This window comes from Pseudomonas sp. DL (assembly GCF_047199225.1).
GTDB lineage: Bacteria > Pseudomonadota > Gammaproteobacteria > Pseudomonadales > Pseudomonadaceae > Pseudomonas > Pseudomonas aeruginosa.
This window is the reverse complement of sequence record NZ_CP178323.1, coordinates 6,094,401-6,116,907: the sequence shown is the minus strand read 5'-3', so window position 1 is coordinate 6,116,907 and position 22,507 is coordinate 6,094,401. Positions and strand designations below refer to the sequence as shown.

Sequence of the window (22,507 nt, the reverse complement as noted above, 5' to 3'; positions counted from 1 at the left end):
AGTCAGAGGTTGGAGGTGCTGAGGCATATTGCAACTCTATGCGTTGGCAGTTTCAGAACTCTAGCAGAATTCCTTATATAATATTCACGCTTAGGATGCTGTGCTATTTTTTTGTATGGATTGCTTTGGGAATTGGCATAATGGGAGAAGCCACCGGAGAGTGGAGGAGGGACATGCAGCAACTCTACACCTTGGTTTGCTCATTCTTTGTGGTGGCTGTTTCAGTAATATCCATGGTGGCCTTTCTTTCGAATAAAAAATATCTTCACGTTATTCAGATGTCGGGTTTTTTATTTTCAATCCCATTGGCTTTGTACCAGTATGGAACAATATTTGGAACCAATGGTTTGCAAATAGCAATTTGGATAGGCGTAGCTACTTATTTTATGGGTGCAGTCGGCTTCAGCGCCATCCTTTGGCTCTACAGCAAAGTCTTCAAGCAAGATGGCAGTGAATTCAATCGCCTGGACGGCATGCTCCGCTTCAAGCGTCGCTTCCGCCGCCTGTTCGTCGCTCCCTTCGACGAGTTCGATCCGGTGCTGCAATTGCTGCCCAGTGGCTACGGCAGCCACGACTATGCGCTCTGGTTGCATCACCGCTATACCGACAACAAGGTCTGTCTGGCCACCCGCGTCCACTCCCTCGGTCTCGACAAGGTCAATGCCCTGGCCTTCTGGGACTGCCTGCAACGCTACATGGACGTGACCCAGCCGTTGCCCGACCTGCCGGTCCTGGAGCCGAGCCGCCCCTTAGATCCGGTCACCGCCGAGCATGATCGGCATACCGGACGCGATCCCCATTACTGGCGCCAGCGCACCTACCAGGGCTGGCCAGCCAAGGAGCGCAAGGAGCTGGACCGACGCCTGCATGAGTATCCCTGGCAACAGCAGCCCTGCATCGTCAGGGCGCGCATCGATCCCGGGCTAAGCATCGAAGCCTATTACCGGCGCCAGGAAGCCAAGGGCATTTTTGCCACGCCCAGGGCCGATGATTTCAATGATGAGCACTGATGCTGAGTTATTCCGCCATTGCGACCGGTTAGCGAAGAAGGACTTTCACTAGAGTGGCTGTCGATCTACAAGGGCGTTCCTGTCCCGCCGTGCGATCAAGTCTCGGGTAGGACAGGGAGATCTGCCGGGCACTGGGCGCGACTTCAGCGCTGTGCCAGCAGTTTTCTGCCGCGGGCGACGGCGGCACGGACCTGGTTCGGCGCGGTGCCGCCGATATGGTCGCGGGCGTTGACCGAGCCTTCCAGGGTCAGCACGTCGAAGACGTCGGCGTCGATCTGCTCGCTGAAGCGGCGCAGTTCGTCGAGGCTCATCTCGGCGAGGTCCTTGCCGCTGTCTACGCCGTACTTCACTGCGTGGCCGACGATCTCGTGGCAGTCGCGGAACGGCAGGCCCTTGCGCACCAGGTAGTCCGCCAGGTCGGTGGCGGTGGAGAAACCGCGGCGTGCCGCCTCGCGCATGATCTCGCGCCGGGGCCGGATCGCCGGGACCATGTCGGCGAAGGCGCGCAGGCTATCGCGCAGGGTGTCGGCGGCGTCGAACAGCGGTTCCTTGTCTTCCTGGTTGTCCTTGTTGTAGGCCAGCGGCTGGCCCTTCATCAGGGTCAGCAAGCCGGTGAGGGCGCCGAACACCCGGCCGGACTTGCCGCGTACCAGCTCCGGCACGTCGGGGTTCTTCTTCTGCGGCATGATCGAGGAGCCGGTGCAGAAGCGGTCGGGCAGGTCGATGAACTGGAACTGCGCGCTGGTCCACAGCACCAGCTCTTCCGAGAAGCGCGACAGGTGCATCATCGCCAGGCTGGCGGCGGCGCAGAATTCGATGGCGAAGTCGCGGTCGGAGACGCCGTCCAGGGAGTTGCCGCCAACCGCGTCGAAGCCCAGCAACTGGCAGGTGATCTCGCGCTGGATCGGGTAGGTGGTGCCGGCCAGGGCCGCCGAGCCGAGCGGCATGCGGTTGACCCGCTTGCGGCAGTCGACCAGGCGCTCGTAGTCGCGGCCGAGCATCTCGAACCAGGCCAGCAGGTGGTGGCCGAAGGTCACCGGCTGGGCGGTCTGCAGGTGGGTGAAACCGGGCATGATGGTGTCGGCTTCCGCTTCGGCCAGGCCCAGCAGGCCCTCCTGCAGGCGGGTGATCTCGGCGAGGATGGTGTCGATCTCGTCGCGTAGCCAGAGGCGGATGTCGGTGGCCACCTGGTCGTTGCGCGAGCGGCCGGTGTGGAGCTTCTTGCCGGTGACGCCGATGCGGTCGGTCAGGCGCGCCTCGATGTTCATGTGCACGTCTTCCAGGTCGACGCGCCAGTCGAAGCTGCCGGCTTCGATTTCCGCCTGGATCTGTTGCAGGCCGTCGACGATCGCATCGCGCTCGGCGTCGCTCAGCACGCCGACCTTGGCCAGCATCGTGGCGTGGGCGATGGAACCCATGATGTCGTGGCGGTAGAGACGCTTGTCGAAGTCGACGGAGGCGGTGAAACGGGCGACGAAGGCGTCGACGGGCTCGCTGAAGCGGCCGCCCCAGGACTGGTTGGTCTTCTCTACGCTCATGGTATCTCTCGCTGCAACAAGAAACGGACAGGCCGCGCGGCCTGCGTGACGGGCAAAGTGCGACGATGATAGCAGGCCGGGAGGAAAAACCGGCGGCTCGTCGACGAAGCCGGAACGAGCGCTGTTTCGCGGTTTTTTGCGGCAGATGGCATTTCGGTGCTTTATTTCGCCCGTACGCCCGCGGCTGTCTTGCGGGCGCCACGGGCCTTGCGGAAACTCTGTCGATGCCTATCCGATTCAAGCCCGGCCGCTCGACCCGGCCGGCCGTCCAAGACGACTTCTTCATTCCCGAGCTCTGCGAAGCCGAAGCCCTGTTCACCCTGGTGCTGCTGGCGGAGCTGCTGGTGCTCGTGCTGGTGCTGGCGGAGCCGATGACGCCGAGCTTCAACTGGGTGCGCCTGGCCCTGGCGTCGCTGTTCGTGCAGTGGATCGTACTGCTCTCGGCGGCGCTGTTCTGCCGCCTGCGGCCATTGCTCGCACGCCTGCCGGTGGCGCTGGCGGGGAGTGCCTGCTGCCTGTTGGTGGTGGCCCTCACCCTGGGCTGCACGGCGGTCGCCGAGCACTATCAGCTGGGCGGAGAACTGACGCGTGCCGGCGAGGTCAATCTGTATCTGCGGCACGCGCTGATCGCGCTGATCATGTCCGCCCTGGTGCTGCGCTACTTTTACCTGCAGAGCCAGTGGCGCCGGCAGCAGCAGGCCGAGTTGCAGGCGCGCCTGGAATCGCTGCAGGCGCGGATTCGCCCGCACTTCCTGTTCAACAGCCTGAACAGCATCGCCAGCCTGATCGAGCTGGACCCGCTGAAGGCCGAGCATGCGGTGCTGGACCTGTCCGACCTGTTCCGGGCCAGCCTGGCGAAGCCCGGCACTTTAGTTTCCTGGGAGGAGGAACTGGCGCTGGCAAGGCGCTATCTTTCCATTGAGCAGTATCGTCTTGGCGATCGCCTGCAACTGGACTGGCAGGTGCACGGGGTGCCGGCCAACCTGCCGATCCCCCAACTGACCTTGCAGCCGCTGCTGGAAAATGCGCTTATCTATGGCATCCAGCCGCGGGTCGAAGGTGGCCTGGTGCAGGTCGAGGCGGTTTATCGTGAAGGAGTGTTCCAGCTATGTGTGAGCAACCCCTACGACGAGGCGCTCGAGTCGCCCCCGTCGAAAGGCACGCGACAGGCGTTACACAATATCGATGCACGACTTGGGGCACTTTTCGGGCCTAAAGCGAGTCTCAGCGTCGAGCGCCGTGACGGACGGCACTACACCTGTCTACGCTATCCATGTGCGCGACTCATGCAGGAAGCCTGAGCTTATGAATGTCCTGATTGTCGATGACGAACCTCTGGCGCGAGAGCGCCTGGCCCGATTGGTAGGGCAACTGGACGGCTATCGCGTCCTCGAGCCCTCGGCCAGCAATGGCGAAGAAGCGCTGACGCTGATCGACAGCCTCAAGCCCGATATCGTCCTGCTGGATATCCGCATGCCCGGTCTGGACGGCCTCCAGGTCGCGGCCAGACTCTGCGAGCGGGAAGCGCCGCCGGCTGTGATCTTCTGCACGGCCCATGACGAATTCGCCCTGGAAGCCTTCCAGGTCAGCGCCGTGGGCTACCTGGTCAAGCCGGTGCGCAGCGAAGACCTGGCCGAGGCGTTGAAGAAAGCCTCGCGACCGAACCGCGTGCAACTGGCCGCGCTGACCAAGCCCCCGGCCTCCGGCGGCAGCGGTCCGCGCAGCCACATCAGTGCACGGACCCGCAAGGGGATCGAGCTGATCCCGCTGGAAGAGGTGATCTTCTTCATTGCCGACCACAAGTACGTGACCTTGCGCCATGCGCAGGGCGAGGTGCTGCTGGACGAGCCGTTGAAGGCGCTGGAAGACGAGTTCGGCGAGCGCTTCGTGCGCATCCACCGCAACGCGCTGGTCGCCCGCGAACGGATCGAACGCCTGCAGCGTACGCCGCTGGGGCATTTCCAGCTCTACCTGAAAGGCCTCGACGGCGATGCGCTGACCGTCAGCCGGCGGCACGTGGCCGGGGTCAGGCGTCTGATGCATCAGCTCTGACGGCGGTCGGCGGTTCGCCAGCGACCCGGGTGCGGCTATCGGGCCCAGCGTCCGCGCACTCGGGTTCGAACTGTTATCATGGGCGCATCCCTGTGCACGGAATATCCCATGTCGTCCCGCGAAATCCGCATCGCCACTCGCCAGAGCGCCCTCGCCTTGTGGCAGGCCGAATACGTCAAGGCGCGCCTGGAACAGGCGCATCCCGGCTTGACCGTCACCCTGCTGCCGATGACCAGTCGCGGCGACAAGCTGCTCGACGCACCGCTGGCGAAGATCGGCGGCAAGGGCCTGTTCGTCAAGGAACTGGAAACCGCCCTGCTCGAAGGCGCCGCCGACATCGCGGTGCATTCGATGAAGGACGTGCCGATGGACTTTCCCGAGGGGCTCGGCCTCTACACCATCTGCGAGCGCGAAGACCCGCGTGACGCTTTCGTCTCGAACACCTACGCCAGCCTCGAGCAACTGCCAGCCGGGAGCGTGGTCGGCACCTCCAGCCTGCGCCGCCAGGCGCAGCTGCTGGCGCGCCGGCCGGACCTGCAGATCCGTTTCCTGCGGGGCAACGTCAATACCCGCCTGGCCAAGCTGGATGCCGGCGAATACGACGCGATCATCCTCGCCGCCGCCGGCCTGATCCGCCTCGGCTTTGAGTCGCGCATCCGCTCCTCGATCAGTGTCGACGACAGCCTGCCCGCCGGCGGACAAGGCGCCGTCGGCATCGAATGCCGTACGGCCGACAGCGACCTGCATGCCTTGCTGGAACCCTTGCACCATACCGACACGGCTCTGCGGGTCACTGCCGAGCGCGCGCTGAACAAGCGGCTCAACGGCGGTTGCCAGGTGCCGATCGCCTGCTACGCCATCCGCGAGGGCGACCAGCTGTGGCTGCGCGGCCTGGTCGGCCAGCCTGATGGCACCCAGTTGCTGCGCGCCGAGGGGCGGGCGCCACTGGCGGAAGCCGAGGCGCTGGGCGTGCGGGTGGCCGAGGACCTGCTGGAGCAGGGCGCCGAAGCGATTCTCGAAGCCGTCTACGGCGAGGCCGGACATCCGTGAGCGGCTGGCGGCTCCTGCTGACGCGCCCCGACGAGGAGTGCGCGGCCCTGGCCGCCAGCCTCGGCGAGGCGGGCGTCCATAGCAGCAGCCTGCCGCTGTTGGCGATCGATCCGCTGGAAGAAACCCCGGAGCAGCGTACGCTGATGCTCGACCTGGACCGCTACTGCGCGGTGGTGGTGGTCAGCAAGCCGGCGGCGCGCCTGGGGCTGGAGCGGCTCGACCGCTACTGGCCGCAGCCGCCGCAGCAGACCTGGTGCAGCGTCGGCGCGGCGACCGCGGCGATCCTCGAGGCCTACGGCCTCGACGTAACCTACCCTGAACAGGGCGACGACAGCGAAGCGTTGCTGGCGCTGCCGGCGTTCCAGGATTCCCTGCGCGTGCACGATCCGAAAGTGCTGATCATGCGCGGCGAAGGTGGCCGAGAATTCCTCGCCGAGCGCCTGCGCGGCCAAGGCGTGCAGGTGGACTACCTGCCACTCTACCGGCGCCGGGCTCCGGACTATCCGGCCGGAGAGCTGCTGGCAAGGGTGCGGGCGGAACGCCTGAACGGCCTGGTGGTCAGCAGTGGACAGGGTTTGCAAAATCTGTATCAGTTGGCGGCAGCCGATTGGCCCGAGATAGGCCGGTTGCCGCTGTTCGTACCCAGCCCGCGGGTCGCCGAGATGGCGCGCGAACTGGGTGCGCAACGGGTGATTGATTGCCGGGGCGCGAGCGCGCCGGCCTTGCTGGCGGCCCTGACGAGCGCCGCCTAGAACTTTCTTGACCAAAGGATGGACCTGTGAGCGAAGCAGTCACTCCCCAAGACGACGCAAGAACTTCCACTTCCACCCCTTCTCCCGTTGCACCCGATGCATCCAGGCGTTCCGGTACCGCCACCGGCCTGGCGTTGCTCGCCCTGCTGGTTGGCGTGGCGGGACTCGGCGCGGGTGGCTGGAGCTTCTGGCAGGTCCAGCAGTTGCAGGGCACCGAGCGTGACCAGCTGGCGCAGCTGGAAGATGCCCGTGGCAAGACCGAATCCCTGGCCCAGCGTAACCAGCAACTGGCTGCCCGCCTGGACGCTTTGCCTACCGCGGACGAACTGGAGGCCCGGCGACGCCTTGTGGTGGAGCTGCAGGGCGACCAGCAGCATCTCAGCGAGCAACTGAAGAAGGTCCTCGGCCAGAGCCGCCAGCAATGGCGACTGGCCGAGGCCGAACACCTGCTGCGCCTGGCCAGCCTGCGCCTGTCCGCCTTGCAGGACGTGGGCAGCGCCACCGAACTGGTGCAGGGCGCCGATGACATCCTGCGCGCGCAGAACGATCCCGGCGCCTATGCCGCCCGCGCCAAGCTGGCGGCCAGCCTCGAGGCCCTGCGTGCGTTGCCGGAGCCGGACCGTACCGGGCTGTTCGTGCAACTGGCGGCGTTGCGCGAGCAGGTCAACCAGTTGCAACCGCTCACGCCGACCTTCAAGGAAGGCGAAAGCGGTGCCAGCAATGTCGCCTGGGGCGACGGCAACAGCACCTGGGAGCTGTGGTGGGAGAAGATCTCGCGCTACATCCGCATCGACTTCAATGCCGGCCAGGACATTCGTCCGCTGCTGGCCGGCGAGCAATTGGCGCAGGTGCGCCTGACCATCGGCCTGGCCCTGGAGCAAGCCCAGTGGGCGGCGCTGAATGGCAAGCAGGAAGTCTACGAGCAGGCGCTGAAGCAGGCCCAGGACGTGCTGGACGGCTATTTCAACGTAGAGCTGGCCGACAGCCGCGCGTTGAAGTTGCGTATCGATGAGTTGGCGAAGCAGCCGGTCACCGTGCAGGTCCCTGACCTCGCACCGGCCCTGAGCGCCTTGCAGTCCTACGTGTCGCGCCGCGAGGCCGCCGGCAACCTGGTGCCCGAGGCGCAGGCGGCTCCGGCCACGGAGGGCCGTCCATGAGACGCATCTACCTCCTGGTTCTGGCGGTGGTGCTGGTCGCCACGCTGGTTGGGCTGGCGATCTCCGAGCAGGCCGGCTATGTGCTGATCGCCTACAAGAGCTTCCGTTACGAATCCAGCCTGTGGTCGTTCCTCGCCCTGCTGGCGGTGGTCTGGCTGCTGGTGGTGCTGGTGCGCCTGGTCCTGCGCCTGCTCGGCAGCTCGGGGCGGGTGGTCAACCCCTGGTCGCGCTACAACCGCCGGCGTCGCGTGCAGATGGCCGAGCACAGCGGCCTGCGCGATCTCGGCGAAGGCAACTGGCCGCAGGCGCTGCGTCATTTGCGGCGGGCTGCGGAGATGGGCGAGCGGCCGCTGATGCATTACCTCGGCGCGGCGCGGGCCGCCAACGAACTCGAGCGCTACGACGAGGCCGACGACCTGCTGAACCGGGCTCGCGAGCGCGAGCCGGATGCCCAATTGCTGGTCGGCCTGACCCGTGCGCAACTGCTGATCAATCGCGGCGACTACCCGCAGGCACGCAATACCCTCGAAGAGCTGCACGGGCTCCAGCCGCAGCACCGCACGGTATTGCGGCTGATGCAGCAGCTGTACGTCACCCAGCACGACTGGCAGGCCCTTTGCGTCCTGCTGCCGGAGCTGCGCAAGGAGCGTGTGCTGAAGGATTCCGAACTGCGCGACCTCGAACGCCGTGCCTGGGTGGCTTCCTTGCAGGAAGCCGGCGAGCGTGGACTGAACGAGGGCGAGACGGCGTTGCAGCCGCTGACCCAGCGCTGGCAGAACGTGCCTTCGGCGCTGCGTGCAGACCCGGCGATCGTCGCGGGCCATGCCGCCCAACTGCTTCGCCTGGGCGCCGAGGAAGAGGCTGAAGAAGTCCTCCGCCATGCGCTCAAGCAAGGCTTCGACGCGACCCTGGTGCAACTCTACGGGCAGGTGCGCGGGCGCGATCCGGGCAAGCAATTGCAGGCCGCGGAAGGTTGGCTCAAGGAACATCCGAACGATCCCGGCCTGCTGCTGACCCTGGGGCGCCTGTGCCTGATCAACAAGCTCTGGGGCAAGGCCCGGGAATACCTGGAGGCCAGCCTGAGCTTCCAGCGCAGTGCCGAGACCTGCGCCGAGCTGGGACGCCTGCTGGCGCAGCTCGGCGAGGTCGAGCGCAGCAACCAGTTGTTCCAGGAGGGCCTGGTCCTGCTCGATCGGCGTACTCCGGGGCTGCCCGTGGTGGTGGCGGGGATTTGAGCATGGGGAACGCCACCCGGCGTTCCCCGTTCGGCTCCATCGGCAGGACTGTGGCGGCTTGTCGCGGGCGCCCGGCATGATTCGGGGTGCCTTGCCGCAGAGCTGCCTTGCGGCTTGAAACGGCCGGAGGCTTTCCACTACCGTAGGCGGCCTTTCCCCTGTGTACCTGTGGATCCGCCATGCCCCTGGCCAGCCCCCGTCAGCTTTTCCTTCTCGCGTTCCTGGCCTGCGTCGCCATCATGGGCGGGGCGCTGTACCTGGAACATGTGGTTGGCCTGGAGGCCTGCCCGCTGTGCGTCGTGCAGCGGATCTTCTTCATCCTGATCGGCCTGACCTGCCTTGCTGGCGCGATCCAGGGGCCCGGCCTGCGTGGGCGGCGTATCTACTCCGTGCTGGTGTTCCTGCTCGCTCTCGGCGGCGGGGCCACGGCCGCCCGCCAGGTATGGTTGCAGACCGTTCCGCTGGACCAACTGCCGGCCTGCCTGCCCAGCCTCGACTACATGATGCAGGCGCTTCCCTTCCAGGAAGTGATCCGCCTGGTCCTGCATGGCACCGCGGATTGTGCCCAGGTGAGCTGGACGCTGTTCACCCTGAGCATTCCGGAATGGAGCCTGCTGGCGTTCGTTGCCTATCTCGGTTTCTCCATCGTGCAGTTCCTCCGACGTGCCTGACGCGGGCTGTCCCGTGGCCTTTCGTCAGCTCTCGAGCGTCGGCCGTATCGATTTGGCGAAAACCAGAGCGGATGCGGGATACCGATCAAACATCCGTATGAATTTTTCTGTACGGGCGTCTTGATGGGGTCATCCCGGGGGCATAATCTGGCTTTCCGTAGCGCCGGAGTCCGCCCCTTGCACAGGCGTTCTCCCACAGAGCGCAGAGAGTGCGTCAGCAATGCGTCTCGGAGCGGACGATGATTCTCCGGGACGTCCGAAGAGGGAAGCGAGGACAACATGCTCGAAAGCTGCCGTAATGCCCAAGAGCGGTGGGGGGGCGTGCACCAACTGATCGATCGCTGGCTGCATGAGCGCCAGCAACTGGTGCAGGCCTTCGATGCCCTGAGCGGTATTCAGGCACCGGCGCCCAACGCCGAAGAACTCCAGCATTTCTGCCAATTGCTGCTGGACTACGTATCTGCCGGACACTTCGAGGTCTACGAGCAACTGACGGCGGAAGGCAAGGCCTTCGGCGATCAGCGCGGCCTGGAGCTGGCCAAGCAGATCTTCCCCCGGCTGGAAGCCATCACCGAATCCGCGCTGAACTTCAACGATCGCTGCGACAACGGCGATTGCCGTGAAGGAGCCTGCCTCATCGCGGAGCTGAAGGTCCTGCGGCAACAGTTGCACGAACGCTTCGAGCTGGAGGACTGCCTCATCGAAGTCCTGCACAACGCCCACAGCCAGAGCGGCGCAGAGGGTTCGGCAGTACCGGTCTGATTCACCGGCGAGTCGTTACGAAACGGCGCGTCTCCATGCGGGAGAGCGCCGTTTTTGCATTTCAGCGGAAGCCCAGCAGGTCGATCTCGAAGACCAGCGGAGCGTCGGGCGGGATCAGGTCGCCAGCGCCTTCGTGGCCATAGGCTTGCGCCGAAGGAATCACCACTCGCCAGCACGCGCCGACAGGCATCGCTCGCAACGCTGTGCGCCATCCCTCTATCACACTGTCCAGGGCGAACCACTCGGCGCTTTCGCTCTGGTCGAACACTTGACCGTCGGCGAGCAGGCCGCGGTAACGGACGTGTACCTGGGTTGCCGCGCCGATGCCGTTACCTTGGCCACGACGTAATTCGCTGACGAGGACGCCGCCGGTCAATTCGCGGACGCCGAAGCGGGCTTTTTCGTTGGCCAGGAAGCGGGCCTCGGCGGGTGTGGTCCGCGGTGTTTCCGTCGTGGCGTTCTCGTGTTGCAGCAGAAGTTTTTCGATGCGTTCGGGGGGGATTTCAAGTGCCTCGCCGCGATAGGCCTGGCGCAGTCCGAGAAGTAGTTCGGATAGCTCTAGGTCGGGCATTTCCTGCTGTAGGCGCGTGCCCAGGCGGGCGCCTACGGCATAGGCCAGTTCGTCCTTGGGGGGCGCGGCGAAAAGCGGCAGCGGCAGTAGAAAAAGACCGATGAAAAGGCGGCGCGGCATGCGGTTTCTCCAGACGAATCGGCGGGCAATCCTGGCGCACGTCGCTTGTAGCACATCGAACCCGTTGGCGAGAGGGGGTTTGCGGGTCTAGTATGGGCGCAACCACGTCCGCCTGGAGGCACGTCATGTCGGCCAACAAGAAGCCCGTCACCACCCCCTTGCACCTGTTGCAGCAACTTTCCCACAGCCTTGTCGAGCACCTGGAAGGTGCGTGCAAACAAGCGCTGGTCGATTCGGAAAAGCTCCTGGCCAAACTTGAAAAGCAACGTGGCAAAGCCCAGGAAAAACTGCACAAGGCTCGCACCAAGCTGCAGGATGCTGCCAAGGCCGGCAAGACCAAGGCACAGGCCAAGGCGCGCGAGACCATCAGCGACCTGGAAGAAGCGTTGGATACCCTGAAGGCCCGGCAGGCGGACACCCGTACCTACATCGTCGGCCTCAAGCGTGACGTACAGGAAAGCCTCAAGCTGGCGCAGGGTGTCGGCAAGGTGAAGGAAGCTGCTGGCAAGGCTTTGGAGAGCCGCAAGGCGAAACCCGCGACCAAACCTGCTGCGAAGGCGGCAGCCAAGCCTGCGGTGAAAACCGTAGCGGCGAAGCCTGCGGCCAAGCCGGCTGCGAAACCGGCTGCGAAACCGGCGGCCAAGCCTGCGGCGAAAACCGCAGCCGCGAAGCCCGCAGCCAAGCCGGTGGCGAAGCCTGCTGCGAAACCGGCGGCCAAGCCCGCGGCGAAAACCGCAGCCGCGAAGCCCGCAGCCAAGCCGGCGGCGAAGCCTGCGGCGAAAACCGCAGCCGCGAAGCCCGCCGCCAAGCCGGCGGCGAAGCCTGTCGCGAAACCGACGGCCAAGCCCGCGGCGAAAACCGCAGCCGCGAAGCCCGCCGCCAAGCCGGCGGCGAAGCCTGTCGCGAAACCGGCGGCCAAGCCTGTGGCGAAACCCGCGGCCGCGAAGCCTGCAGCCAAGCCGGCTGCGAAGCCTGCGGCGAAACCGGCGGCCAAGCCTGCGGCGAAACCCGTAGCCGCGAAACCTGCCGCAGCCAAGCCCGCCACCGCTCCTGCTGCGAAGCCTGCGGCGACTCCCAGCGCCCCGGCAGCCGCCTCCAGCGCTGCTTCGGCAACGCCTGCCGCGGGCAGCAACGGCGCCGCCCCGACCAGCGCCTCCTAAGGCGCTGTCTGCAAAGCCGCCGAGCCAAGCACCAGCAAAGCCCGGCGCTCTGCTTCCGTGCAGATGTCCCGGCTGCAGGCTTGCAGCCAGGCATCCGCACTGCGATTCGCTTCCTGGCCCTCCAGCCAGGCTGTGGCCAGGTCGGCCAGGCGTTGCAGGTGTTCCCGTTCCGCTCGTAGTTCCTGGGCCTTCATTTCCTCGCGGAGTTCGGCCAGGCAGGCGTCGTGGGTTGCCGCTTCGCGCCAGGCGCAACGCAATCTGCGCAGGGGTTCGATGACCGTTTCGCGCCAGGGACGCGCGGCGTTCTCCAGGATCTGGGCGCGTTCTTTCGAGCAGCTCACACCGCGCCTGCCAAGCCAGGCGGCGACCAGCAACAGGCAGACGTCCGCACCTTGCTCCTGAAGCGCGAGGCAAGCCGTTTCCACGCCCGGCCGGGCATAGACGTCCACCGCGAATTTCCAGACATTTCCAGTCATACAGCCTCACGCTCCGCAAGGGCGAAACTGATAAACTCCGCCGCCATGATCCGACTCCTCAATCTTACGCTACAGCGCGGGCCGCAGCGCCTCCTGGAAGCTGCTGAACTGACCCTGCACGCCGGCCAGAAAGCCGGTCTCATCGGGGCCAATGGCGCTGGCAAGTCCAGCTTGTTCGCGCTGTTGCGCGGCCAGCTCGGGCAGGATGCCGGCGACTGCCTGTTGCCCGCCGACTGGCGCATCGCGCACATGCGCCAGGAGGTCGATACCCTGGATCGCCTGGCGGTGGATTACGTGCTCGACGGCGACAGTCGCCTGCGCGAGATCCAGGCGGCGCTGGCCGTCGCCGAAGCGGCGCACGACGGTTCTGCCCTGGCGCGCCTGCATACCGAGCTGGACAACGCCGACGGTTATACCGCCGATGCACGGGCGCGCAAGCTGCTGGCCGGGCTCGGCTTCAGCAGCGAGCAGATGGAGCGCCGGGTCGGTGATTTCTCCGGTGGTTGGAGGATGCGCCTGAACCTGGCGCAGGCGCTGATGTGCCCGTCCGACCTGCTGTTGCTCGACGAACCGACCAACCACCTCGACCTGGACGCCATCCTCTGGCTGGAAGAGTGGCTCAAGGGTTATCCCGGCACTCTGGTGCTGATCTCCCACGACCGCGACTTCCTCGATGCGGTGGTGGACCACGTGGTGCATCTGGAAAACCGCAAGCTGACCCTCTACCGCGGCGGCTATTCCGCTTTCGAGCGGACCCGCGCCGAGCGGCTGGCTCAGCAACAGCAGGCCTACGAGAAACAGCAGGCGCAGCGTGCGCACATGGAAAGCTTCATCGCCCGCTTCAAGGCCAAGGCCACCAAGGCGCGCCAGGCGCAGAGCCGGATCAAGGCGCTGGAGCGTCTAGAGGAACTGGCGCCGGCACATGTCGATTCGCCGTTCAATTTCAGTTTCCGCGAGTCGGACAAGATCTCCCGGCCGTTGCTGGATCTCGGCGAAGGCCGTCTCGGCTATGGCGACAAGGCGGTGCTGGAGAAGGTCAAGCTGCAACTGGTGCCCGGTGCGCGGATCGGCCTGCTCGGTCCCAACGGCGCCGGCAAGTCGACGCTGATCAAGACCCTGGCCGGGGACCTGCCCGAGCTGGGCGGCCGCCTGCTGCGCGGCGAGAACCTGGCCATCGGGTACTTCGCCCAGCACCAGCTCGATTCGCTGGATCCACAGGCCAGCCCGTTGCTACATCTGCAGCGTATCGCCCCCGGCGAGCGCGAACAGACCCTCAAGGACTTCCTCGGCGGCTTCGACTTCCGCGGCGTTCGGGTGGACGAGCCGGTATTGAACTTCTCCGGTGGCGAGAAAGCGCGCCTGGCCCTGGCGCTGATCGCCTGGCAGAAGCCCAACCTGCTGCTGCTCGACGAGCCGACCAACCACCTCGACCTGGAAATGCGCCTGGCCTTGACCATGGCTCTACAGGAGTTTTCCGGGGCGGTCCTGGTGGTTTCCCACGACCGGCACCTGCTCAAAAGCACCACCGATGAATTCCTCCTGGTCGCCGATGGGCGCGTGGTGCCGTTCGATGGCGATCTCGACGATTACGCCCGTTGGCTGGTCGACTATCGCGCGCGCAAGGCGCCGCAGGCCGAGACCGCGCCGGGTGCGCCGACCGAACGCACCGACAAGCGCGCCCAGCGCCAGGCAGCGGCCGCGCTGCGCCAGCAGCTGGCGCCGCACAAGCGCGAGGCCGACAAGCTGGAGCGCGAACTCGGCGGCCTGCACGAAAAGCTAGCCGCTATCGAGGCGCGGCTGGGCGACAGCGCCCTGTACGACGTATCGCGAAAGGACGAATTGCGCGAGTTGCTGTCCGAACAATCGAGCCTGAAGGTTCGCGAAGGCGAGCTGGAGGAACGTTGGCTGGAGGCCCTGGAAACCCTCGAAGCCCTGCAGAAAGAACTAGAGGCCAGTGAGTGATGGAAGACTTGCAGGTGTTGACGCAGACCTGGAGCGGGCCGCTGGTGGTGGCGATGCAGATCCTGCTCATCCTGCTGGTCGCCTGGCTGCTACAGCGCCTGGTCCGACGCACGGTGACCCGTATCGGCGAGCGTTATCCGGTGCCGCCGGAGCTGCTCCTGCCGCTGCGTGGGGGCCTGCGCTGGCTGATCATGGTCAGCGCACTGATCATGGTGCTGGAGCGCCTGGGCGTGTCCGCCGAAGTGCTGTGGACCGCGCTGACCGGTTTCGCCGCGGTGGCGGCGGTAGCCTTCTTCGCCATCTGGAGCGTGCTCTCCAACCTGTTCTGTGCGTTGCTGATCTTCACCGTCGGGCCGTTCCGCATCGGCGACCGCGTGGAGCTGATCGATAGCGCCGACAAACCGGGCGTCACCGGACGCGTGGTTGCCATCAATCTCTTGTATACGACACTGGAAGAAACCCTCGAGGATGGCTCGCCGGGCCCGCTGCTGCAGGTTCCCAACAGCCTGTTCTTCCAGAAAGCCGTGCGTCGCTGGCGTGGGCCAGGTTTTTCAACTCCAACAAAAAACGGGAAATAACCATCTATGGAATGGCTCGCCAGTCCTGAAATCTGGGTCGCGTTCCTGACCCTGACCGCCCTGGAAATCGTCCTCGGCATCGACAACATCATCTTCATCTCGATCCTGGTCGGGCGCCTGCCGCCGGCCCAGCAACCGAAGGCGCGCTTCTTCGGCCTGGCCCTGGCCATGGGCACGCGGATCCTGCTGTTGCTCTCGATCACCTGGGTCATGCGTCTGACCACCGACCTGTTCCACCTGTTCGGCCAGGGCATCTCCGGGCGTGACCTGATCCTCTTCTTCGGCGGCCTGTTCCTGCTGTTCAAGAGCACCATGGAGATCTACCACAGCCTGGAAGGCGCGGAAGAAGAGCAGAAGAGCGGCGGCAAGGTCCACGGCTTCATGGGCATCATCGTCCAGATCGCGATCATCGACATCATCTTCTCCCTGGACTCGGTGATCACCGCCGTCGGTCTGGTGCAGAACGTGCCGGTGATGGTCGCGGCGATCGTCATCTCGGTCGGCGTGATGATGCTGGCGGCAGGCACCATCAGCGACTTCATCGAGAAACACCCCTCGCTGAAAATGCTCGCCCTGTCGTTCCTCATCGTGGTCGGCACTGTGCTGGTGGCCGAGTCCTTCGAAGTGCACGTGCCGAAAGGCTACGTCTACTTCGCCATGGCCTTCTCCCTGGCGGTGGAGGCGCTGAACATCCGCTTGCGCGGGGCCCTGGCGCGCAAGCGCGGCGAGGAGCCGGTGAAGCTGCGCAAGGGTTCGCCGGACTGAGAGCGTTCGGAGCCAGGGCGAATAGCCGCATCGCGGTGGTCCGCCCAACATGGCTGAGCGCGTATCCTCGGGAAAGCCCGGCATCTGCCGGGTTTTTTCTGTCCGCCAGGTTGCGCCCGCAAAGGTTGGGAGAGGCGCGTGGTCGGAAAACCTGTGCGGCTGCTCCGCCTTGGTGCACACTGGCTTTTTCGTTCCCGCCGCCAGCCGCGTTCGCTTTCCGAGGTGTGCAATGCTCGTCAGTACCTGGTTCGCCTTCTTCCTCGCCTGCTGGGCCATCAGCCTGTCGCCGGGCGCCGGAGCCATCGCCTCGATGTCCTGCGGGTTGCAGTACGGCTTTGCGCGAGGCTACTGGAACGCGCTGGGCCTGCAGATCGGCCTGGCCCTGCAGATCGCCATTGTCGCCGCCGGCGTCGGTGCGTTGCTGGCGACCTCGGCACTGGCTTTCAGCCTGATCAAGTGGTTCGGCGTGGCCTACCTGGTGTACCTGGCGGTGCGCCAGTGGCAGGCGCCGCCACAGGCCTTGAGCACCGATGGCGAACGGCCTCTGGGGCGACCGTTGACCCTGGTGCTGCGTGGTTTCCTGGTCAACGCCAGCAATCCCAAGGCGGTGATCTTCATGCTCGCGGTGCTGCCGCAGTTCATCGACCCGCACCAGCCGCTGCTGGCGCAATACCTGATCATGGGCGGCACCATGATCGTCGTCGACCTGATCGTCATGGCCGGCTACACCGGGCTGGCTGCGCGCGTGCTACGCGTACTGCGTTCGCCGCGCCAGCAGAAGCTGGTGAACCGTACCTTCGCCAGCCTGTTCGTCGGTGCCGCGGGGCTGCTGGCGACGGTACGCCGAGCGCCGCTCTGAGCCGCCCGACACGCTGATGGGCGTGATTGTTACAGAGTATTTCTTGCATGGGCGGGAAGGCGAAGGGACAATTTAATCTCTTCCATTCTCACTTCGTCTTCGCCATGCACCCTCCGAAAATCCTGCTGTGGCTGCTGCCGCTGGTCTGCGCGTTCAGCCTTGGAGCTCTTGCCGACACGGCCGTCGACCCCTCCCAAGCCTTGCATCTGTTGAGTTACCTGGCGGCCGACTATCCGCCGACCGTGGCTGACGGCAAGATCGTCGACCCCAGCGAATACCAGGAACAGGTGGAGTTCGTCGGCAACCTGCAGGCATTGGTCCTGACCCTGCCGATGCGCCCCGAGCGCGCCGAGCTGGAGAGGGGCGTCGCCAGCCTGCGCCAGGCCATCGAGCAGCGCTTGCCGGGAAGGGACGTGGCCCTCCAGGCGCGCAACCTCGAGGCACGGGTGGCGGATATCTACCAGGTGGTGCAGACCCCCGCGATCACCCCCGACCCGAGCCGCGCGGCGCCGATCTATGCCCAGCAGTGCGCGATCTGCCATGGCGATGCGGGCAAGGGCGACGGCCCCGCCGGCATCGGCCTGGAACCGCCGCCAGCGAACCTCACCGATCGCCAGCGCCTCGACCACCTGAGCCTCTACGACCTGCGTAACGTCATCGGCCTGGGCGTGGCGGGCACCGACATGCCGGCGTTCGCCGACCAGCTCGACGAACGCCAGCGCTGGGATCTGGCCAGCTATGTGGCCGGCCTGAGCGCCCGCAGTGCGCAGCCGGACAAGGCCCATGCCTACCCGCTGGCGACCCTGGCCACGCAGACTCCGGCCGAAGTCGCCGAGTACGACGGCGAGGCCGCTGCGGAGAGCTTCCGCGCCCTGCGTGCGCATCCGCCGCTGGAGCAGCGCGGTCCTGGGCAGTTGATCGACTATACCGCCGCCACCCTGGACAAGAGCTTCGCGGTCTATCGCGAAGGCGACCGCGACCAGGCCTACGACCTGTCGGTGGCGGCCTACCTGGAAGGCTTCGAGCTGGTGGAAAGCTCGCTGGACAACGTCGACGCCGATTTGCGCCGCTCCACCGAGAAACAGCTGATGGCCTACCGCCAGGCGTTGCGCGATGGCCTCCCGGAAGCCCAGGTGGCGCAACAGCTGGAGCTGGCCAAGGGCAAGCTGGCAGAGGCCGCCAAGCAGCTTGGCGGCGACTCGCTGAGTTTCTCCATCAGTTTCGTTTCCGCCTTGTTGATCCTGTTGCGCGAAGGGGTAGAGGCAATCCTGGTGCTTGCCGCCATCCTCGCCTTCCTGCGCAATACCGGGCAGGAAAGTGCCGTGCGTGGCGTGCACGTCGGCTGGGGGCTGGCCTTCGTCGCCGGCTTCGCCACCTGGGCGTTGGCCGCCTATGTGATCGATATCGGCGGTGCCCAGCGCGAGCTGATGGAGGGCTTCACCTCTCTGTTCGCCTGCGTGATGGTGCTCTGGCTCGGCGTCTGGATGCACGACCGCCGCCACGCGGCAGCCTGGCAGGACTACATCCGCAGCAGCCTGGTGGGCGGTGGCGGACGCTTCGGCTTCGCAGTGCTGGCGTTCTTCTCGGTCTACCGCGAGTTGTTCGAGGTCATCCTGTTCTACGAAACCCTCTGGTTGCAGGCCGGACCGGTCGGGCACAATGCCGTGATCGGCGGCGCGGCGACCGCCGTGGTCCTGCTGATCGGCCTGGCCTGGGTGATCCTGCGTGGTTCGGCGAAACTGCCGCTGGGGTTGTTCTTCAGCATCAACGCGGCGTTGCTCTGTGCGCTCTCGGTGGTGTTCGCCGGACATGGCGTCATCGCCTTGCAGGAAGCCGGGGTGATCGGCACCCGTCCGGTGCCGTTCTTCGACTTCGACTGGCTGGGGATCAAGGCCGACGCCTATTCGCTGTCGGCCCAGGCCATGGCGCTGGTGGCCATCGCGCTGCTCTACGGACGTAGCCGGATCGTCGAGCGCCGGCGTGCGGCGGCCAACGCGGCCGACTGAGCGGGTTCGCGCAACCACGACGGCCAGTGCGATACTGGCCGTCGTCATTTCTACGGAAGTCCGTTCATGCGTATCTGGATCGATGCCGACGCCTGCCCCAAGGCGGCCAAGGAACTGGTCTGCAAGTTCGCCCTCAAGCGCAAGCTGGAAGTCTGGATGGTCGCCGGCCAGCCGCAGGTCAAGCCGCCGTTCGCCTGCGTGCGTCTGGTGGTGGTGGAAAGCGGGATGGATGCGGCTGACGATTACCTGGTGGAGCAGGCCGAGCCGGGCGACCTGGCGATTTGCAGCGACGTACCGCTGGCCGATCGGCTGATCAAGAAACAGGTTGCCGCCCTCGATCCTCGCGGCCGCGAGTTCGACGCGCGGAACATGGGCGATAAGCTGGCCATGCGCAACCTGATGGCCGACCTGCGTGACCAGGGGCAGATGGGCGGCGGCCAGGCGCCCTACGCTGAGCGTGACCGCCAGGCGTTCGCCAACGCCCTGGACCGCCTGCTCACCCGCCTGCAGCGGGAAGCCGATCTACGCGCGAGTCAGCCGCACAGATAGGTACCGGTACCGACGGCGACCAGCGTGCCGTCGTCGCTATGCAGTTCCGAGCGCACCACTGCGACCTTGTTGCCCGAGCGAAGCGGCACCGCATGGGCGGTGAACGTCCGGCCGCGTCCCGGGCGCAGGTAGTCGACGCGCAAGTCGATGGTGCCGAGCTTCGACAGCCGCGCCATGCGCTCGTGGCCTGGCAGTTCGCGATGCCGTTCGAGGGCGCCGATCAGGGCCATCGCTCCGCCGGTGACGTCGAGCAGGCTGGAGATCACCCCGCCGTGGAGAATGCCCTGAACGAAGTTGCCGATCAGTTCGTCCTTCATCGGCAGGTCGAGGACTACCCGCTCGCGGCCGAGGCTCGCCACGCGGATGCCGAGCATGCGGTTGAAGGGGATGCGCTGGAAGAAATCCGCCACCAGTTGGTGGACGTCGTCAGGCAGGGCGGAGGAGGGCGTTTCGCTCATCGCGGCGTCTCGATTCGATGGTTTCGAGACGCACGCTGGCGTAGCGGCACGGATTTGAAAAGGGCGGCGGCGCGACCGCCCTCGTGCTTGGCCGATCAGGCCTTGTCCTGGTCCACCAGTTCGAGCACCCGGTCGACCAGCTTGTTGATCCCGGAAGCGGCTTCGGCTATCGACTGGGCGAGCATGTAGGCCGGGGTGGTCACCAGCTTGCGCGCGCTGTCTTCGACGATCTCGTCCACCGGCGCGTCGATGTGCTCGGCACCCATCTGCTTCAGCGCGTCGGCGGTGTCGGCGTCGTTGCCGATGGTGCATTGGACGCCGGCGCCGTAGATCTTCGCCGCCATCGCCGGAGCGATGCAGATCAGCCCGACTGGCTTGCCGGCTTCGGCGAAAGCCTTGGCCAGCGCCAGCACGTCCGGCTGCACCTGGCATTGCGCGCCGTTGATGGCAAAGTCGCTGAGGTTCTTCGCAGCGCCGAAGCCACCGGGCACGATCAGCGCGTCGTAGTCCTCGGCGCGGGCTTCGCGCAGGTCCTTGACTTCGCCGCGGGCGATACGCGCGGACTCGACCAGGACATTGCGGCTTTCCGGCATTTCCTCGCCGGTCAGGTGGTTGACCACATGGTGCTGGGCGATGTTCGGCGCGAAGCATTGTGCCTCGGCGCCACGCTGGCTGAGGCGGAGCAGGGTGATCACGCTTTCGTGGATTTCCGCGCCATCGTAGACGCCACAACCGGAGAGGATGACGGCAACTTTCTTGTGCATGAGGCTTACTCCTTGGGAACGCAGGATCCGGACCGGACGGGCCTGGCCGGGGTCGGTATCGCGCAAGCATAGCGAGCCGCCGGCCCCGGCGGCCAGCCGGAGCGGAGGGTACAAGGAGTTGGAGTGTGCGAAGGGGCCGGCTGTTCAGTCGCGCCGGCGCGGGTTCACTCGGATTTGTCGGCGTTGCCGCCCGCGCCGTTGCCGCGCGGTGTCTTGAAACGCCGCCATAGCCAGAGCAGCAGGCCCAGCACGATCAGGCCGCCGAGGACCATGAGTTCGTATTTCTTGATGTTGCCGAGCATGCCTTCCAGTACGCTGCCGAAATAGTAGGCGGCGGAGCCCAGCGCGGCGGCCCAGACGATGGCGCCGATGCCGTTGAGAAGAAGATAGCGGGCCGGTGGATAGCCGGACAGGCCGATGGCCACCGGCATCACCGTACGCAGGCCATAGACGAAGCGGAAACTCAGCACCCACAGGTCGGGATGGCGGCGCACATGGTCCAGCGCCTTGTCGCCGAGCTTCTGCCAGCGCGGCTTGCGCGCCAGCAACCGGCGGCCGTGGCGGCGGCCGAGGAAGTACCAGAGTTGGTCACCGGCGTAGCTGCCGAGGAAGGCGGTGAGAATCACGGTATCCAGCTGCATGTAGCCGCGGAAGGCAAGGAACCCGGCCAGCACGAGAATGGTTTCGCCCTCGAAGAAAGTACCGAGAAAAAGGGCGAAATAGCCGAAGTCCTGCAGGAATTGTTGGAGCATCATCGGGGCAGCGAAGCGAAATGAACGCGCAGCCTAACTCGGTTGAGGGCGTGGGGAAAGCGCGATCGTCACGGCCCAGGTCATTGATTGTGCAATGAATGGCCTTTGCCGCTGGCTTTTTGCGATGATTGGCGGTGCGGCAGGATGCCGCGACCTTGAGTCACTGTCGTCGCTTGTTGCCAATCCGTCATAATCAGGGACTATAACTGTCACACTGTGCCCGTTATCTGGGCCCTGGAGTAAACCGTGAGCTTCACTCCCGCCAATCGCGCCTATCCCTACACCCGCCTGCGGCGCAATCGCCGCGATGACTTCTCCCGCCGCCTGGTCCGCGAGAATGTCCTCACCGTCGACGACCTGATCCTGCCGGTGTTCGTCCTCGATGGGGTCAACCAGCGTGAAAGCATTCCGTCGATGCCCGGCGTCGAGCGCCTGTCCATCGACCAGTTGCTGATCGAGGCGGAAGAGTGGGTGGCCCTGGGCATTCCGGCGCTGGCGCTGTTCCCTGTGACCCCGGTGGAGAAGAAGTCCCTGGACGCCGCCGAGGCATACAACCCGGAAGGCATCGCCCAGCGCGCCACCCGTGCCCTGCGCGAGCGCTTTCCGGAGCTGGGCATCATCACCGACGTGGCGCTCGACCCGTTCACCACCCATGGCCAGGACGGCATCCTGGATGACGATGGCTACGTCCTCAACGACGTCAGCATCGACGTGCTGGTACGGCAGGCGCTGTCCCACGCCGAGGCAGGCGCCCAGGTGGTAGCGCCCTCGGACATGATGGACGGTCGCATCGGTGCGATCCGCGAGGCCCTGGAGTCTGCCGGCCACACCAATGTGCGGATCATGGCCTACTCGGCCAAGTACGCCAGCGCCTACTACGGTCCGTTCCGCGATGCGGTCGGCTCGGCTTCGAACCTCGGCAAGGGCAACAAGGCCACCTACCAGATGGATCCGGCGAACAGCGACGAGGCACTTCACGAAGTGGCCGCCGACCTGGCCGAAGGCGCCGACATGGTGATGGTCAAGCCGGGCATGCCCTACCTCGACATCGTGCGTCGGGTGAAGGATGAATTCCGCGCCCCGACCTTTGTCTACCAGGTCAGCGGCGAGTATGCGATGCACATGGGCGCCATCCAGAACGGCTGGCTGGCCGAATCGGTGATCCTCGAGTCCCTTACCGCCTTCAAACGTGCCGGCGCCGATGGCATTCTGACCTACTTCGCCAAGCAGGCCGCAGAACAATTAAGACGGGGGCGTTGA

General features: G+C 65.6%; 23 protein-coding genes. 17 read left to right on the top strand and 6 right to left on the bottom strand.

Features of this window, described 5'->3' with window-relative positions:
• Positions 1–386 precede the first annotated feature (386 nt).
• Complete coding sequence (locus tag ACI766_RS28495; RefSeq protein ID WP_003099240.1) at positions 387–1,010, top strand: hypothetical protein; 624 nt, start codon at positions 387–389, stop codon at positions 1,008–1,010.
• Between the two features lie 143 nt (positions 1,011–1,153).
• On the opposite strand, the gene argH is transcribed toward ACI766_RS28495, so the two are convergent.
• Positions 1,154–2,548: an argininosuccinate lyase gene (argH, locus tag ACI766_RS28490; RefSeq protein ID WP_003114030.1), complete on the bottom strand. Its 1,395-nt coding sequence runs from the start codon at positions 2,546–2,548 to the stop codon at positions 1,154–1,156.
• A 224-nt stretch (positions 2,549–2,772) separates the two neighbouring features.
• Here argH and algZ point away from each other — a divergent pair, with 224 nt between their 5' ends.
• The 8 genes from algZ to rsd all read left to right on the top strand — a co-directional run bounded on the left by algZ (position 2,773) and on the right by rsd (position 10,227).
• Positions 2,773–3,849, top strand: coding sequence for an alginate biosynthesis two-component system sensor histidine kinase AlgZ (gene algZ / locus ACI766_RS28485; RefSeq protein WP_003096404.1), 1,077 nt, complete (start codon positions 2,773–2,775; stop codon positions 3,847–3,849).
• Positions 3,850–3,853: 4 nt separating this feature from the next.
• Positions 3,854–4,600 (top strand): alginate biosynthesis regulator AlgR, encoded by a 747-nt coding sequence (gene algR, locus ACI766_RS28480; RefSeq protein ID WP_003096397.1) that lies wholly within the window; start codon positions 3,854–3,856, stop codon positions 4,598–4,600.
• A 108-nt stretch (positions 4,601–4,708) separates the two neighbouring features.
• Complete coding sequence (gene hemC, locus ACI766_RS28475) at positions 4,709–5,650, top strand: hydroxymethylbilane synthase (RefSeq protein ID WP_003114031.1); 942 nt, start codon at positions 4,709–4,711, stop codon at positions 5,648–5,650.
• Positions 5,647–6,402: a uroporphyrinogen-III synthase gene (locus tag ACI766_RS28470; protein ID WP_003114032.1), complete on the top strand. Its 756-nt coding sequence runs from the start codon at positions 5,647–5,649 to the stop codon at positions 6,400–6,402. The genes hemC and ACI766_RS28470 overlap by 4 nt, the downstream gene beginning before the upstream one ends.
• Positions 6,403–6,428: 26 nt before the next feature.
• A complete protein-coding gene (locus ACI766_RS28465) occupies positions 6,429–7,559 on the top strand; it encodes a uroporphyrinogen-III C-methyltransferase (protein WP_003123705.1) in 1,131 nt (376 codons plus the stop codon).
• Positions 7,556–8,794, top strand: coding sequence for a heme biosynthesis protein HemY (locus ACI766_RS28460; RefSeq protein ID WP_023086742.1), 1,239 nt, complete (start codon positions 7,556–7,558; stop codon positions 8,792–8,794). The genes ACI766_RS28465 and ACI766_RS28460 overlap by 4 nt, the downstream gene beginning before the upstream one ends.
• A 179-nt stretch (positions 8,795–8,973) precedes the next feature.
• The gene (locus tag ACI766_RS28455) at positions 8,974–9,465 is read left to right on the top strand and encodes a disulfide bond formation protein B (protein WP_003099230.1); all 492 of its coding nucleotides are present in this window, start codon (positions 8,974–8,976) and stop codon (positions 9,463–9,465) included.
• A gap of 279 nt (positions 9,466–9,744) precedes the next feature.
• A complete protein-coding gene (rsd, locus tag ACI766_RS28450; protein ID WP_003120370.1) occupies positions 9,745–10,227 on the top strand; it encodes a sigma D regulator in 483 nt (160 codons plus the stop codon).
• Positions 10,228–10,288: 61 nt separating this feature from the next.
• On the opposite strand, the gene ACI766_RS28445 is transcribed toward rsd, so the two are convergent.
• A complete protein-coding gene (locus tag ACI766_RS28445; protein WP_023086741.1) occupies positions 10,289–10,918 on the bottom strand; it encodes an FKBP-type peptidyl-prolyl cis-trans isomerase in 630 nt (209 codons plus the stop codon).
• 125 nt (positions 10,919–11,043) lie between these two features.
• Between ACI766_RS28445 and algP the strand changes: the two genes are divergently transcribed.
• Complete coding sequence (gene algP, locus ACI766_RS28440; protein ID WP_087823886.1) at positions 11,044–12,078, top strand: alginate regulator AlgP; 1,035 nt, start codon at positions 11,044–11,046, stop codon at positions 12,076–12,078.
• Here algP and ACI766_RS28435 read toward each other — a convergent pair.
• Positions 12,075–12,527, bottom strand: a complete 453-nt coding sequence (locus ACI766_RS28435) for a TIGR02444 family protein (protein ID WP_003114036.1) — start codon at positions 12,525–12,527, stop codon at positions 12,075–12,077. The genes algP and ACI766_RS28435 overlap by 4 nt on opposite strands.
• 72 nt (positions 12,528–12,599) lie before the next feature.
• Here ACI766_RS28435 and ACI766_RS28430 point away from each other — a divergent pair, with 72 nt between their 5' ends.
• The 6 genes from ACI766_RS28430 to ACI766_RS28405 all read left to right on the top strand — a co-directional run bounded on the left by ACI766_RS28430 (position 12,600) and on the right by ACI766_RS28405 (position 19,273).
• Positions 12,600–14,516, top strand: a complete 1,917-nt coding sequence (locus ACI766_RS28430; RefSeq protein WP_003114037.1) for an ATP-binding cassette domain-containing protein — start codon at positions 12,600–12,602, stop codon at positions 14,514–14,516.
• On the top strand, positions 14,516–15,094 hold the full coding sequence (locus ACI766_RS28425; RefSeq protein WP_003099225.1) for a mechanosensitive ion channel family protein: 579 nt from the start codon (positions 14,516–14,518) through the stop codon (positions 15,092–15,094). The genes ACI766_RS28430 and ACI766_RS28425 overlap by 1 nt, the downstream gene beginning before the upstream one ends.
• A gap of 6 nt (positions 15,095–15,100) precedes the next feature.
• Entirely contained in the window at positions 15,101–15,859 is a 759-nt protein-coding gene (locus ACI766_RS28420) for a TerC family protein (RefSeq protein WP_003099222.1), read from the top strand.
• A gap of 229 nt (positions 15,860–16,088) precedes the next feature.
• The gene (locus ACI766_RS28415) at positions 16,089–16,718 is read left to right on the top strand and encodes a LysE family transporter (protein WP_003096365.1); all 630 of its coding nucleotides are present in this window, start codon (positions 16,089–16,091) and stop codon (positions 16,716–16,718) included.
• A gap of 104 nt (positions 16,719–16,822) precedes the next feature.
• Positions 16,823–18,724 (top strand): cytochrome c/FTR1 family iron permease, encoded by a 1,902-nt coding sequence (locus tag ACI766_RS28410; RefSeq protein WP_031675357.1) that lies wholly within the window; start codon positions 16,823–16,825, stop codon positions 18,722–18,724.
• A 66-nt stretch (positions 18,725–18,790) separates the two neighbouring features.
• A complete protein-coding gene (locus tag ACI766_RS28405; RefSeq protein ID WP_003136094.1) occupies positions 18,791–19,273 on the top strand; it encodes a YaiI/YqxD family protein in 483 nt (160 codons plus the stop codon).
• Here ACI766_RS28405 and ACI766_RS28400 read toward each other — a convergent pair.
• From ACI766_RS28400 to ACI766_RS28390, 3 genes are all read right to left on the bottom strand, one after another.
• Positions 19,258–19,731, bottom strand: a complete 474-nt coding sequence (locus ACI766_RS28400; protein WP_003111254.1) for a thioesterase family protein — start codon at positions 19,729–19,731, stop codon at positions 19,258–19,260. The genes ACI766_RS28405 and ACI766_RS28400 overlap by 16 nt on opposite strands.
• A gap of 95 nt (positions 19,732–19,826) precedes the next feature.
• Positions 19,827–20,495: an isoprenoid biosynthesis glyoxalase ElbB gene (gene elbB / locus ACI766_RS28395; RefSeq protein WP_003099212.1), complete on the bottom strand. Its 669-nt coding sequence runs from the start codon at positions 20,493–20,495 to the stop codon at positions 19,827–19,829.
• 164 nt (positions 20,496–20,659) lie between these two features.
• Positions 20,660–21,250 (bottom strand): DedA family protein, encoded by a 591-nt coding sequence (locus ACI766_RS28390; protein ID WP_003096354.1) that lies wholly within the window; start codon positions 21,248–21,250, stop codon positions 20,660–20,662.
• 243 nt (positions 21,251–21,493) lie between these two features.
• On the opposite strand from ACI766_RS28390, the gene hemB reads away from it, so the two are divergent.
• Positions 21,494–22,507, top strand: coding sequence for a porphobilinogen synthase (hemB, locus tag ACI766_RS28385; protein ID WP_003096352.1), 1,014 nt, complete (start codon positions 21,494–21,496; stop codon positions 22,505–22,507).